Origin of the sequence: Marinobacter sp. DSM 26671 (assembly GCF_900112835.1) — a bacterium.
In the GTDB taxonomy this organism is placed as follows: domain Bacteria; phylum Pseudomonadota; class Gammaproteobacteria; order Pseudomonadales; family Oleiphilaceae; genus Marinobacter; species Marinobacter flavimaris.
The window spans coordinates 363,992-377,835 of sequence record NZ_FONF01000002.1; the positions used below are offsets into that span (position 1 = coordinate 363,992).

The following is a 13,844-nucleotide window of genomic DNA, read 5'->3' on the forward strand; positions in this document are numbered from 1 at the left end:
GTGACAGTTACGTCATGTGAATTAACCCCGGAGCTGTTAAACTTGCCAGCGTTAGTCTGGCGCTACAAGCCCAATCATCCGGAGTATGTCGAGCCTGCCATGTTAAATATCCGTATTCATCAACGAGCCCTGGCCAGCGTATTTACTGCCGCCCTTTTGTCGGCGGGCTGCGCCACCGTCAATCTCGAAACCCACGTCGCGCAAACGGCCGACCAGGCCCTCGAGCTTGCCGGCAACGAAGATAATATCGAGACCGCCCAGGCCTACCTCCTCCGGATCGCCAGCAGGTTTCAGGACCAGGGCAACCACGTGGCAGCACGAACGCTACTTCAAAGTTCGCAGCTGGCGCAACCGGCTGCGGACCTTGGCAACCAGAAACTCCTGCTAGCCATGGCAAGCGCCAAGGCCCTTGAGGACGAATCCTGGGCAGAGGCGCTTGCCGCCGAACTCACGCCGTCGACCTTTATAGAGTACCCGGCCGACCTGATGGCCCGGGCCGCCAACCTGCAGGCGGACACTTATGACCTGGCGGGCAAGCCGATGCCTGCGGCCATGACCCTTATCCTGCTGGCCCAGACGGATAACACCGCGGATGCGCAACAGATTCATAACCGCATCTGGTCCCTGCTGGAGAAGGTACCGGGCACCGAGCTGAGCTCGGCCTCTGCCGAAGCGATTGGCTATGAGGCCCAGGGCTGGCTGGAGCTGGCAAACCTGGTGCGCACTGCAGAAACCGGCATAGACGAGCAGGGCCGACTCATCCGGGGTTGGCAAAACAACTGGCCCGGCCATCCTGCCGCCCAGGTTCTGCCCTCGGAACTCCAACTGATCGCCACACTGGCGGACAGCCGTCCGGAAAAAATCGCTCTTGCCCTGCCTCTCCAGGGCCCGCTGGCAACGGCGGGCAAGGCCATCCGGGATGGCTTTCTGGCAGCGTACTACCTGGATGACACTGCTGACCGGGGCAAAACCGACATTCGGATCTTTGATACCGCCGGCACGTCTTTCAGCGAACTTTACAAGCAGCTATCGGAACAGGATATCGACCTGATTGTCGGCCCCCTGGAAAAAGAGGCTCTGGCCGGACTGGGTTCAATGAATACACTGCCCGTACCCGCTCTCGGGCTGAATTACCTGCCTGCGGATACCAAGCCTGCTGACGGACTCTACCAGTTCGGTCTCTCGGCAGAGGACGAGGCCCGGCAAATTGCCGACCGGCTTGCCGCAGAACAGCTGCGCCAGGTTCTGGTGCTTATCCCCGGCGGCGAATGGGGCGATCGCGTTGAGGCTGCGTTGCTGAAACGCATGGCGTCCCATGAAGGCGTTGCCCTGGATATCGAGCGCTTCTATCGGGAAGACAACCTCAGGGCGGTAACGGCTGACCTGCTGGGCATTACCGTTTCGCGCGACCGGGCCATCCAGGTTGAACGCACCATTGGCATGAATGTCGAATTCGAGCCACGTCGCCGGCAGGATGCCGACGCCATCGTCATGGTGGCAGAGCCCACTGTTGCCCGACAGTTCAAACCGCTTTTCGCCTTCTATTTCGGCGGGGACCTGCCTGTGTACTCGCCTTCCATTATCTATGAGGGCACACCCGCACCTTCACGGGACCGTGACCTGAACGGCGTTATTTTCACTGATATTCCCTGGGTACTGGGCGACGACAATGAGCTGCGTACGCGAGCTACCGAAAATCTGTCCGGAACCCGTGGCCAGCCCGGGCGCCTTTTCGCCATGGGCGCCGATGCGTGGCATCTGAGCAAACGCCTGCCGTTGCTGAAACAGGTGGAAAGCGCCTCGATATCAGGCCAAACAGGTGTGCTGACCATGACGCCCGAGGGCAGCATCCATCGGGAACAACTCTGGGCCCAGTTCCGCAACGGCGCCCCTGAACTCATTCCTGAACCGGTAACCGAAGAGGGAGAGATGGAAGGCGCTCAAGAGGAAGCCCCACCTCTCAGCGAATAACACCAACGGAGAAAAACAGTAGCCATGGATGGCACCAAAACCCTGGGTAACCACTTCGAGGGCGTTGCAGCCCGTTACCTCGCCAGTCGGGGCGTCCGGATTATTGAGCGCAACGTCTACAATCGCGGCGGCGAGATTGATCTCGTCGGACAGGAAGGTGAGACTCTCGTATTCTTCGAGGTCCGCTATCGGGGCGCTGGCAGCCTTGTAGATCCTGCAAGCTCCATCAATTACCCCAAACAGAAACGCCTGATTCGTGCAGTCTCGTTTTACCTGCACAGGCACGGGCTCTGGAACAGTCTCTCACGGATAGATGTGGTTGCCATCAGCCCGGGTACCGTCAAAAAATACCGGGTACAATGGATCAGGAATGCAATTCTGTCAGGATAGTGATACCGAAAATGACCGACACCGAACACCAGATCAACCAGTGGTTCGCAAGCCATATGGAGCATACCGCGCAGGCCGCGAGTACGGCCGGCCCTGCTATCGAGGAGGTTGCCAATGCCTTCGTGGAAACCCTGCTCCAGGACGGGAAAATAGTTACCTGCGCCAACGGTAATGCCAACATTCTGGCCCAGTACTTCTGTACCGCGCTTCTGAACCGTTTCGAACAGGACAGGCCGGCACTGCCCGCCATCAATCTCGGCGCCGACGCAACGACCTATTCGGCCATCTGCCGGGATAACCGTTTCAACGATACCTTCTCGCGTCAGGTCCGGGCGATTGGCAAACCCGGGGACCTGTTGTTCGTGATCGTCGACGACGGCCACAAGGCAAATCTTATCCAGGCTATCCAGGTTGCCCATGATCGGGAAATGAGTGTTGTGGTTCTTAGTGCCAGGGAGAAATCGGACATCACCTCTTTGTTGCATCCAGAGGACCACGAAATCGCCCTGAACGATCTCAGTCCCACGGAGGCTACACCTCTGCTGCTGCTCATCATCAATGCCCTTTGCGGGCTTATCGACGCAAAAATCTTCGGGGGATAAAAAAAGCCAGCGTAAGCTGGCTTTTCAAAACGAGTGCGCTGGCGTTATTTCACAACCTTGAGGGTAGGCCTGCCAGAGGGGCGATCCTCCTGACCAGGTGACGCCTGCTCACCATCGCGCTCCTTCGAGGTACCGTCAGGATCGGGAGAGCCCGGCTCACTGCCGAAGACCATGCCCTCGCCGTTTTCCTTGGCGTAGATTGCCATCACCGCCTGCAACGGAATAAACACCTGCATGGGCACGCCACCGAAACGGGCACTGAATTCCAGCGCTCCATTCCCGATGACCAGGCCGCGCACGGCGCCCGGGCTGATATTCAGCACAATCTGCCCGTTCGCGACATGCTCTGTCGGCACCTGCACACCCTGAATGCCTGCGTCCACTACAATGTAGGGGGTACAGTCATTGTCCAGAATCCACTCATTGAATGCTCGTACCAGGTACGGACGGCTGGACGTCATGGTGTTTTTACTCTCAGCCACTGCCACTCTCCTGCTCCGGCAAGCGGAACGTTACCAAATCAGCTGCGAATGTCTTCTTCCAGATCTGACAGGCTTGCCTTGAAGCCATCCCGACTGAAGATGCTCTCCATGTACTTCTGCAGCGGCTTGGCCTGCTTCTCATTCAGCTCAATACCCAGCGACGGAAGACGCCACAGGATGGGAGCAATGCAACAGTCCACAATGGTGAACTCTTCAGACAGGAAAAACGGCATCTCACCAAACAGCGGCGCCGTTGCCAACAGACTTTCCTTCAGCTCTTTGCGAGCTGTGTCGGACGCCTTGGCGTTCGGCTGAGCCAGAATCTGGTCGACCAGGCCACACCAGTCTTTCTGGATCCGATGGATCATCAGACGGCTGTTGGCTCGCGCCACAGGATACACCGGCAATAAAGGCGGATGCGGGAAACGCTCGTCGAGGTATTCCATCATGATGTTGGGCTCATAGAGCACAAGATCACGATCTACCAGCGTCGGCAGGGCGTTGTATGGGTTCAGGTCCGCCAGTTCAGCCGGCGGGTTATCCGGATCCACATCAACGATATCGACGGTAACACCCTTCTCTGCCAGAACAATACGCACCCTGTGGCTGTAATGGCTGGCCGGATCCGAGAAAAACGTCATTGATGACCGCTTGGTCACAACGCCCATAGAACTACCTCACGAGTAAACAAACCGAAATGATCCTGAAAAAACGCAAAAATCCAGCGGGCCGGTTATTGCCCGCTGGAACTCAGGGGACGGGATTATACCCTATTTCTCAGTGTACGTCCTTCCAGTACTCGCGATTGAGCAGGTAAGCGAACACGAAGAATATCGCCACAAAGATCAGAACGAAGATCCCCAGACGCTCACGCTCAAGCTTGACCGGGTCTCCCATGTAGGACATGAAGTTGGTCAGATCGTACATGGCCTGATCAAACTCGGCGCCAGTCATGCTGCCTTCAATCGCGTACTCAGGGCATACATCTGCGTTATTGATGTTGCCACTGAGCGGCTCGACACTGGCTTCCACACCAATGTTCGGCTTCACGGCACAAAGGCCTTGCTGGCCAACCATGACATGAGGCATACCAACCGCCGGGAATACGACGTTATTCACACCCAGAGGGCGGCTCTCGTCCTTGTAAAAGCCACGCAGATACGAGTATACCCAGTCCTCACCCCGCAGACGGGTCTCGAGGGTCAGATCGGGCGGCGGCGCGCCAAACCAATCGGCTGCCATCTCAGCACTCATGGCGTTTTTCATGAGCTCCCCGATCTTGGCATCGGTGAAGATCAGGTTTTCCTCATAGAGCTCGGGAGGAATGCCCAGATCGTCGGCAACTCGCTTGTAACGGGCATACTTCATCGAGTGGCAGCCCATGCAGTAGTTGGTGAACAGAGTGGCACCACGCTGCAGAGAAGCCTTGTCAGTATGATCCGCCTCGAAATCATCCAGGTGTACCGTGGAACCTGCCGCCAGCCCGAGAGCCGGCAGGAATGCGATGAAAAGACCAAAAATCAGCTTTCTCATTATCCTGTCACCCTCTCTGGTACTGGCTTGGTTTTCTCCATGCGCGTGTAGAACGGCATCAGAATGAAGTAGAGGAAGTAAAACACCGTCAGAATCTGCGCGACGGTGGTTCGCCCAGCAGTAGCAGGTACCAGACCCAGGTAACCGAGCACTACGAAGCTCACCGCGAAAATTGCCAGGGCAATCTTGCTCAGCCAGCCTTTGTAGCGCATGGAGCGCACCGGGCTCCTGTCCAGCCAGGGCAGCACGAATAGAATCGCAATCGCACCACCCATGACAACCACACCCCAGAACTTCGCCGGCAAGCCGAAGAGGTCCACCGTTACCGCACGCAACATGGCGTAAAAGGGCGTGAAGTACCAGACAGGCGCAATGTGTGCTGGTGTTTGCAAGGGGTTAGCCGGCTGGAAGTTCGGCTTCTCCAGGAACAGACCACCCATCTCCGGGAAGAAGAACACCACAATGAAGAAGATGAAGAAGAATACCCCCACACCCAGCAGGTCGTGAACGGTGTAGTAAGGGTGGAACGGGATGCCGTCTTTGGGAATACCGTTTTCGTCCTTGTTCTTCTTGATATCGATACCGTCCGGATTGTTCGAACCAACCTCGTGCAAGGCCAGGATATGCAGAACCACAAGGCCCAGAAGCACGATAGGCAATGCCACGACGTGCAGGGCGAAGAAACGGTTCAGGGTGATGCCGGAAATCAGGTAGTCACCACGAATCCACAGGGACAGATCCTCGCCGATCACCGGAATCGCACCGAACAGGTTAACGATTACCTGCGCACCCCAATAGGACATCTGCCCCCAGGGCAGCAGGTAGCCCATGAAGGCCTCTGCCATCAGCACCAGGTAGATCAACATGCCGAAGATCCAGATCAGCTCACGGGGCTTCTGGTAGGAGCCATACATCAACCCCCGGAACATGTGGAGATAAACCACAATGAAGAAGGCGGAAGCACCGGTCGAGTGCAGATATCGCAGCAGCCAGCCCCACTGGACATCACGCATGATGTACTCGACGGAGGCAAAGGCACCTTCCGCCGAGGGGTTATAGCTCATGGTCAGCCAGATACCTGTAACCAGCTGGTTAACCAGCACCAGCATGGCCAGCGAACCGAAGAAGTACCAAACGTTGAAGTTTTTCGGCGCGTAATACTTGCCCAGATGCTTGTTCCAGGCTTCAACGATCGGCAGACGTTGGTCTACCCAGTCAATGAACTTATTCATTACGCTGCCTCCGGATCAAGACCAATCGTCAGGGTGACGTCGTCATCGTAACGATAAGGTGGCACCTCCAGGTTCAGGGGCGCAGGCTGCGCCTCGTAAACCCGGCCAGCCATATCATATTTTGAACCGTGACACGGACAGAAGAGCCCGCCCAGCCAGTCTTCACCGAGATCCGCCGGAGCCACCTCGGGACGATAGCTCGGCACACACCCCAAATGGGTACACAAACCGACAAGGACCGCGACCTCCGGTTTGAGGGCCCGGTAGATTCCATCAATATAAGGTGGTTGCTGAGGGGCTTCGGAATTAGGATCCTTCACCTCTTCGTTCAGCTTCTTGATGTTCTCCAGCATCGTTTCGGTACGGCGGATAATCCAGACCGGCTTGCCCCGCCACTCGACCGTAATCTGCTGACCCGGTTCAATCTTGCTGATATTGACGGTTACCGGTGCACCGGCCGCTTCCGCTTTTGCACTGGGATTCCATGACCCCAGGAACGGAACCGCCGCACCGACGACGCCGACTCCACCCACCACAGACGTAGCACCGATCAGAAACCGGCGCCTGCCTTGGCTCACGTCGCCATTACTCATTATGGTTTTCTCCCATCAGGCGATGTCACAGCCCGCAACGCAGCCGGCAATGTGCATCTAAAAGGACTTCACAACCCAAAAATATAAGCGCCCAAATGGTAATGAAATTACCAAGGGCTTACAAGTCGGAAAGCCGCCACTGGCGCTCCATCCCTGTTCCAGATCAATTTGCTGACAAATCACTGGAACATAAAAAAACCCGACCGAAAAGGGCCGGGTTTTCCAGGATCTGCTCCAGCGGAATTAACGCTTGGAGTACTGAGGACGCTTACGCGCCTTGCGCAGACCCACTTTCTTACGCTCAACTTCACGTGCATCACGGGTAACATAACCCGCTTTACGCAGCGCCGGGCGCAGAGTTTCGTCGTAATCCATCAGAGCGCGGGTCAGACCGTGGCGAATTGCGCCGGCCTGGCCACTGATACCACCACCCTTAACGGTAATGTTGATATCAAAACGATCGGTAGACTCGGCAACCACCAGGGGCTGACGAACGATCATGCGCAGGGTCTCGCGACCGAAGAAATCTTCGATGGTGCGACCGTTGATGGAGATGTTACCGCTTCCCGGCTTGATAAAAACCCGAGCCGTGGATGTCTTGCGGCGACCAGTACCGTAATTTTGTGCTACAGACATATCCGCCTTCCGTTAAATGTCGAGTTCTTTGGGCTGCTGGGCTGCGTGAGGGTGCTCAGCGCCGGCATAGATTTTCAGCTTCTTGAACATGGCGCGACCGAGCGGTCCCTTCGGAAGCATGCCTTTGACAGACTTCTGGATGATTTGCTCGGGTGCCTTGTCGACCAGCTTCTCGAAGTTGATGGATTTGATTCCACCCGGAAAGCCGGTATGACTGTAGTACATCTTGTCAGATGCTTTCTTGCCGGTAACCCGCACCTGGCTGGCGTTGATCACTACAATGTAATCGCCAGTGTCTACGTGGGGGGTGTACTCAGGCTTATGCTTGCCCCGCAGACGAAGGGCGATTTCGGTTGACAGACGACCCAGCGTCTTGCCGGCTGCGTCTACAACGTACCAGTCACGTTTTACTGTTTCTGGTTTCGCACTCAGAGTCTTCATTGATTCCGCCTTGAACGCTATATAAGAAACGTTAAAAACCACCGCCGGTAAATGCAAGGCATCCGGAGGGGGTTCCATACCTGTGTTGCGTTGCCATCATTCGGGGCTGAGATAATGACATCGCCTTGAAAAGCCAGGGCGCGAAGTATACTCGAACCACCCAGGAAAGCCAACCCTGTGTCGATTCGTTTCGTTATTCCCCTATACCGGCAGTCGCCCAACCGTACAGCCCCGACACGTTATCCAGAAGCGCCGGCGCCAGATGCTCCGGCGACGTGCCACGGAGCTCCGCGAGCGCGTCCAGAATATCCGGCAGATAGCGTGGGGAGTTCTCTCCCTGTGGCACGCCTTCCGGCGCCATGTCCGGGGCGTCTGTCTCAAGCACCAGCGCCTCCAGTGGCAATTTTGCGACTGCGTCGCGGGTCTTTCGGGCCCTGGGATGGGTGATCACACCCCCTACCCCGATAAAGCACCCAAGATCGACCAGCTTTGCAGCCTGCTGGAAGCTTCCGCTGAATCCGTGAATCAGTGCTCGACCCTGCCACTGGCGACGATTGAGCACACCGTGAACTTCGTCATGGGTCTTGACGGAGTGGATCACCAGCGGCAAATTCAGTTCGTCAGCCAGCGCCACCTGGGCTTCAAACCAGGGCAACTGCGCTTCGAGACTTCCCCGGATTCGATCGAGTCCGCATTCACCGATTGCCACACAGCGGTCGGGACGACCCTCCAGCAATCGGCGGAGCTGAGTCAGATCTTCTTCAGAATGCTCTTCCACAAACCAGGGGTGAATGCCGAGACAGTAAAACAGACCATCATGAGCCAGCGCTGTCTCGCGGACGCGGTCCCAGTCCGCTCGCCGGACACCGGGTATCACCAGCCCCCGGAGTCCGCGCGATCGGCCCTGCTCAAGCTCTTTATCGCGGCGGCCATCGAACTGGGGAAAATCGAAATGGCAATGGGCGTCGATCAGCTGCACAGTCACCTCCGCCCGGAACCGTTAATGCTCCCGGGTCTTGTGGAACTGGATGTCCGGATACCGCTCCTGGGCCAGGTTCAGGTTGACCATGGTCGGAGCAATGTAGGCCAGCCTGTCACTCCCATCGAGGGCCAGGTTGTCGTTATTCTTGCGCTGGAACTCATCAAGTTTGCGCTCATCGCTGCAGGTGACCCACCGCGCAGTAGCTACGTTAATTGGCTCGTAGATGGCCTCCACCTTGTATTCGCTTTTCAAGCGACTGACCACCACATCGAACTGCAGCACACCGACCGCCCCGACGATGAGATCGTTATTCCGAAGCGGCCTGAACACCTGGACGGCACCCTCTTCGGACAGCTGTATCAGCCCTTTCTGGAGCTGCTTGGCCTTGAGCGGATCCTTCAGGCGAATCCGGCGGAACAATTCGGGCGCAAAGTTGGGGATGCCGGTGAACTTCATGTCGTCGCCAGCAGTAAAGGTATCACCCAACTGAATGGTGCCATGGTTGTGCAGGCCGATAATATCGCCGGCAAACGCCTGCTCGGCGTGTTCGCGGTCGCCGGCCATGAACGTCAGCGCGTCGGAAAACCGGACTTCCTTGCCAATACGGACATGACGAGCCTTCATACCCTGGTTGTAACTGCCGGAGACAATGCGGAGGAAGGCAACACGGTCACGATGCTGTGGATCCATATTTGCCTGAATCTTGAATACGAAGCCCGAGAACCCGTCCTCGGCCGGCTGGACCAGTCTCTGGTCGGTTTCCCGCGGTTGCGGCGCCGGGGCCCACTCCACCAGACCATCGAGCATGTGGTCCACGCCGAAGTTACCCAGTGCGGTACCAAAGAAGACTGGCGTCAGTTCACCGGCAAGAAAAGCTTCTTGATCAAACTCGTGGGACGCGCCTTTGACCAGCTCAATTTCATCACGCAGATCGCCGGCGTAAGCGCCAATCGCCTGATCAAGCTCGGGATTGTCCAGCCCCGAGATAACGCGCTTGTCCTGAATCATATGGCCCTGGCCGGACTGATACAGAATAACCTCGTCCCGAAGCAGGTGATAAACCCCTTTGAAGCTCTTGCCCATACCGATGGGCCAGGTGATCGGTGCACAGGCAATTTTCAGAACTTCCTCAACCTCGTCCATCAGCTCCACCGGATCCCGGGTGTCCCGATCCAGCTTGTTCATGAACGTGATAATCGGCGTATCCCGCAGCCGGGTAACCTCCATCAGTTTGATGGTCCGTTCCTCGACACCCTTGGCGCTGTCAATAACCATCAGACAGGAGTCCACCGCCGTGAGCGTGCGGTAGGTGTCCTCCGAGAAGTCTTCGTGGCCCGGCGTATCCAGCAGGTTCACCAGCTTGCCACCATAAGGAAACTGCATGACGGAGGTGGTTACCGAAATACCCCGCTCTTTCTCCATTTCCATCCAGTCGGACTTGGCGTGCTGGCCAGACTTCTTTCCCTTGACGGTACCGGCCTTCTGGATTGCCTGCCCGAACAATAGCACCTTCTCGGTAATCGTGGTCTTACCGGCATCCGGGTGCGAGATAATGGCGAAGGTGCGGCGCTTGGCCACTTCCTGGGAAAGGTTAGACATAATCGAAAAGCAACCTGAATCTGAAGTTCTGGAAAAGGCGGCCATTATAGGCCCTATGCCGCTGTGACGCTAACTCGCACTGCAGTGATCACTGGCCGAGGGCAAGCATCAGGACCCGGGCATCCTCCCGCCCACTGGCAGACGGATAATACCCGGGGCGCTGGCCGATCTCGTGAAAGCCTTCATTCTGGTACAACGCGATAGCGGCATGATTGCTGTCCCTTACTTCGAGCAACAGCTGAGCCATACCTTCATGAGCTGCGGTTGCCAGAACATGCCTCAGAAGATAGCGCCCCACCCCCTCACCGCGGGCTCTCGGGTGGACGCAGATATTCAGCAAATGCGCTTCATCAACCATGTAGGCCACGACAGCGTACGCGGTGAGTTTGCCCCCATGGCAGGCACCCCAGAGCCGGTAGTTGTCCTTGAAACAATCCAGAAACACCGATTCGCTCCAGGGGTGCGAATAACCCTGGCGCTCTATATCGAGCACATCCGGGACATCCTCGGGCACCAGGGGGCGCACAATAAGATCGGCATCAAGAACTTTTTGGTAGGTTTCCGGATAAGGCATTAACGGGCGACCAGAGGCCGTATCTGTTGCCACAGGGAGCGCTTCAATGTCGGGTTGCCGGCAATCTCAGCAAGGGTGTGCGGAAACCGGACTGCTGCGTCGTGTCCAAGGGCTTCGCTCAGCCAGCTTTTTTCTGCATCCTCTCCACCCTGCAAGACGACAACCTGCTGACGTTCCAGGCCCGACAGAACACTGCGCATCACCTCAACAAAGTCATGGCCGGAGTTCCCGGGCACCAACAGATTGTTGAAGATAGGCCAGGAGACTTGCCCGAGCACTTGAGGCTGCTCCTCACCAAGGCTCTTGAGAATATTCAGTGCGAGGGTTTCCTGCAGTCGACTGCTGGCATCCGCAGACATACCTCCGATCAGTACCGCCCTGGTTCCCGCCCAGATCATGACGTTAACGTTTTCAGAGGGAATCCCGGCAGGCTGCTCTGACATGTCCTCTGGCGCTGCGGGCTCCGGAGAGTTCGCAGCGTCATCCGACACGGCAGGCGATTGGGGAGGCTGTCGGGAGGCGTTGCCTGGCGCGACAGCCTCACCTTCCATCAAGGCCTGAAGATCCGCTATTCGGGCCACGCCTTCAGTTCTATCTGGGCCCGTCGGTTTACGCGGCGCAGGGCGACCGGCATCTCTTACCGGACTGGGTATGGTTTCAGAAGTTCCAGGCATTGGCTCCGGAACCTGACTCTCCTCGGGAAACTCAAAATCCGGGCTTGGCGCCGCGCCGGGCAACGGTTGCCGGGCATACCACATGCGTATCCCCGCTGCTCCCAGATAAAACTGACGCTCTGCTTCCGATCCAACCATTACCTTCGCCTGTCGCGACTCACCGAATAACCATTCTCACACATCCGCGACCTGGGGATGCTGTCGAATTCCGCCCTTGCTGATCAGGTTCAGGGCCTCAATGTAAGCCTTGGCGGACGCGATGATGATATCAGTATCAGCACCCACGCCGTTAACGATGCGGCCACCGCGCTCCAGGCGTACCGTCACCTCGCCCTGGGCATCGGTGCCGCTGGTAATGTTGTTTACGGAATACAGCTGGAGATTGCAGCCGGAATCCACCAGAGATTCGATTGCCTTGAACGTGGCATCGACCGGCCCGCTGCCCTCGGCTTCAACCTTGTGCTCTTTGCCGTCTACGCTCAGCGTGAGATTGGCTTTGGGTACGACTCCGGTCTCCGAGCAGACCTGCATACAGACCAGGCCATAACGGCCGTCTTCCTCTTTCTGCCGGGTATCGGTGGCAATCGCCTGAAGATCCTCATCGAAAATCTCATGTTTCAGATCTGCCAGCGCCTTGAACCGTGTAAAGGCCTCATTCAGCTCCGTCTCGGTCTCAAACTGAATTCCGAGCTCCAGCAAACGGGTACGGAAGGCGTTCCGACCGGAGTGTTTGCCCAGGACGAGGCTGTTGGTATGCCAACCAACGTCCTGCGCCCGCATGATCTCATAAGTCTCCCGGTGCTTCAGAACCCCATCCTGGTGTATCCCGGATTCATGGGCAAAGGCATTGGCGCCGACGATAGCCTTGTTGGGCTGTACCGGAAAACCGGTGATTGTAGAAACAAGACGAGACGCCGGCACGATGTGCTGGGCATCAATGCGGGTATCGATATGGAACAGATCCTGGCGGGTACGAACCGCCATGACAATTTCTTCGAGCGCCGCGTTACCGGCCCGCTCACCCAGCCCATTGATGGTGCACTCTACCTGACGGGCTCCCTGGGAAACCGCCGCCAGGGAGTTCGACACAGCCAGACCCAGGTCGTTGTGGCAATGCACTGAAAAAATAGCTTTGTCCGCGTTTGGAATCCGGTTCAACAACTGACGGATGGTTTCACCGAACTGCTCGGGAATGGCATAACCGACCGTATCCGGGATATTGATCGTGCTGGCACCGGCATCGATGGCGGCCTCGATGATCCGGCAGAGGAAGTCCAGTTCGGAACGTCCGGCGTCCTCGCAGGAGAATTCGACGTCGTCGACATGACTCCGCGCGCGTTTCACTGAGCGAACCGCCTGCTCAATCACCTCATCCGGCTGCATCTGCAGCTTGTGCTTCATGTGAATGGGCGACGTGGCTATAAACGTATGAATACGCCCGCGCTGTGCCGGCCGGATAGCTTCTGCCGCGCGATCGATATCCTTGTCGAGCGCCCGGGCTAGACTGCAGATCGTTGAGTCCTTGATGGACTCGGCGATCGCTTTCACCGCCTCGAAATCGCCCTGGCTGGCAATCGCGAATCCTGCCTCAATAACATCCACCCGGAGCTTTTCCAGCGCTTTCGCAATGCGGAGCTTCTCGGCTTTGTTCATGGTGGCACCGGGGCTTTGCTCGCCATCACGGAGCGTTGTATCGAAAATAACCAGGTGATCAGTGGCAGGCATTGGCAGGCTCCATTCTGAGATGTCGTTCGTTATGGGGAGAGTATATCACCGGCCTGCCGTGAGTGAGGCCGTGAATTTCAGGCAATAAAAAACCCCAGCATCGAGGATGCTGGGGTTTTCGGTATTAGGAGCCTGACGATGACCTACTCTCACATGGGCAACGCCACACTACCATCGGCGCTGGTCTGTTTCACTTCTGAGTTCGGGATGGGATCAGGTGGTTCCAGACCGCTATGGTCGTCAGGCAAAACGGTTGATCACTGGGGGACGAGAAGGAACTGAGTGATGTTGATTTCGTTTGAGCGGTTAGGCTCTGCGTTATCCGCAATTGTCTTGGGTGTTATATAGTCAAGCCGCACGAGCAATTAGTATCGGTTAGCTCAACGCCTCGCAGCGCTTACACACCCGAC

15 protein-coding genes and 1 rRNA gene are annotated in these 13,844 nt (G+C 57.1%); 3 read left to right on the forward strand and 13 right to left on the reverse strand.

Annotated features, from left to right (window positions below):
• The first annotated feature begins 42 nt into the window (after positions 1 to 42).
• Genes BM035_RS03820 through BM035_RS03830 form a run of 3 tightly spaced genes read left to right on the forward strand, consistent with a single transcriptional unit; the run spans position 43 to position 2,963 of the window.
• A complete protein-coding gene (locus tag BM035_RS03820; protein ID WP_228743940.1) occupies positions 43 to 1,971 on the forward strand; it encodes a penicillin-binding protein activator in 1,929 nt (642 codons plus the stop codon).
• A gap of 24 nt (positions 1,972 to 1,995) precedes the next feature.
• Complete coding sequence (locus BM035_RS03825) at positions 1,996 to 2,361, forward strand: YraN family protein (RefSeq protein ID WP_092030371.1); 366 nt, start codon at positions 1,996 to 1,998, stop codon at positions 2,359 to 2,361.
• Positions 2,362 to 2,372: 11 nt separating this feature from the next.
• The gene (locus BM035_RS03830; protein ID WP_008176542.1) at positions 2,373 to 2,963 is read left to right on the forward strand and encodes a D-sedoheptulose-7-phosphate isomerase; all 591 of its coding nucleotides are present in this window, start codon (positions 2,373 to 2,375) and stop codon (positions 2,961 to 2,963) included.
• A 44-nt stretch (positions 2,964 to 3,007) separates the two neighbouring features.
• On the opposite strand, the gene BM035_RS03835 is transcribed toward BM035_RS03830, so the two are convergent.
• The 13 genes from BM035_RS03835 to rrf form a co-directional block, all read right to left on the reverse strand.
• The gene (locus tag BM035_RS03835) at positions 3,008 to 3,424 is read right to left on the reverse strand and encodes a ClpXP protease specificity-enhancing factor (RefSeq protein WP_169702205.1); all 417 of its coding nucleotides are present in this window, start codon (positions 3,422 to 3,424) and stop codon (positions 3,008 to 3,010) included.
• Positions 3,425 to 3,483: 59 nt separating this feature from the next.
• Positions 3,484 to 4,113: a glutathione S-transferase N-terminal domain-containing protein gene (locus BM035_RS03840; RefSeq protein ID WP_014576091.1), complete on the reverse strand. Its 630-nt coding sequence runs from the start codon at positions 4,111 to 4,113 to the stop codon at positions 3,484 to 3,486.
• A gap of 109 nt (positions 4,114 to 4,222) precedes the next feature.
• The gene (locus BM035_RS03845) at positions 4,223 to 4,978 is read right to left on the reverse strand and encodes a cytochrome c1 (protein ID WP_092030373.1); all 756 of its coding nucleotides are present in this window, start codon (positions 4,976 to 4,978) and stop codon (positions 4,223 to 4,225) included.
• Positions 4,978 to 6,210 (reverse strand): cytochrome b, encoded by a 1,233-nt coding sequence (locus BM035_RS03850; RefSeq protein ID WP_092030374.1) that lies wholly within the window; start codon positions 6,208 to 6,210, stop codon positions 4,978 to 4,980. The genes BM035_RS03845 and BM035_RS03850 overlap by 1 nt, the downstream gene beginning before the upstream one ends.
• Positions 6,210 to 6,803: a ubiquinol-cytochrome c reductase iron-sulfur subunit gene (petA, locus tag BM035_RS03855; RefSeq protein WP_092030376.1), complete on the reverse strand. Its 594-nt coding sequence runs from the start codon at positions 6,801 to 6,803 to the stop codon at positions 6,210 to 6,212. Before petA ends, BM035_RS03850 begins: the two co-directional genes overlap by 1 nt.
• Positions 6,804 to 7,046: 243 nt before the next feature.
• Complete coding sequence (rpsI, locus tag BM035_RS03860) at positions 7,047 to 7,439, reverse strand: 30S ribosomal protein S9 (RefSeq protein ID WP_008176554.1); 393 nt, start codon at positions 7,437 to 7,439, stop codon at positions 7,047 to 7,049.
• 12 nt (positions 7,440 to 7,451) lie between these two features.
• Complete coding sequence (rplM, locus tag BM035_RS03865; RefSeq protein ID WP_008176556.1) at positions 7,452 to 7,880, reverse strand: 50S ribosomal protein L13; 429 nt, start codon at positions 7,878 to 7,880, stop codon at positions 7,452 to 7,454.
• A gap of 193 nt (positions 7,881 to 8,073) precedes the next feature.
• Positions 8,074 to 8,859 (reverse strand): TatD family hydrolase, encoded by a 786-nt coding sequence (locus BM035_RS03870; protein WP_008176559.1) that lies wholly within the window; start codon positions 8,857 to 8,859, stop codon positions 8,074 to 8,076.
• A gap of 21 nt (positions 8,860 to 8,880) precedes the next feature.
• Positions 8,881 to 10,461, reverse strand: a complete 1,581-nt coding sequence (gene prfC / locus BM035_RS03875) for a peptide chain release factor 3 (RefSeq protein WP_008176562.1) — start codon at positions 10,459 to 10,461, stop codon at positions 8,881 to 8,883.
• A gap of 88 nt (positions 10,462 to 10,549) precedes the next feature.
• Positions 10,550 to 11,035, reverse strand: a complete 486-nt coding sequence (rimI, locus tag BM035_RS03880) for a ribosomal protein S18-alanine N-acetyltransferase (RefSeq protein ID WP_008176564.1) — start codon at positions 11,033 to 11,035, stop codon at positions 10,550 to 10,552.
• A complete protein-coding gene (locus BM035_RS03885) occupies positions 11,035 to 11,847 on the reverse strand; it encodes a hypothetical protein (RefSeq protein ID WP_008176565.1) in 813 nt (270 codons plus the stop codon). The genes rimI and BM035_RS03885 overlap by 1 nt, the downstream gene beginning before the upstream one ends.
• A gap of 36 nt (positions 11,848 to 11,883) precedes the next feature.
• Entirely contained in the window at positions 11,884 to 13,434 is a 1,551-nt protein-coding gene (locus BM035_RS03890) for a 2-isopropylmalate synthase (RefSeq protein ID WP_008176567.1), read from the reverse strand.
• 130 nt (positions 13,435 to 13,564) lie between these two features.
• Positions 13,565 to 13,679, reverse strand: a 5S ribosomal RNA gene (rrf, locus tag BM035_RS03895).
• Positions 13,680 to 13,844 lie beyond the last annotated feature (165 nt).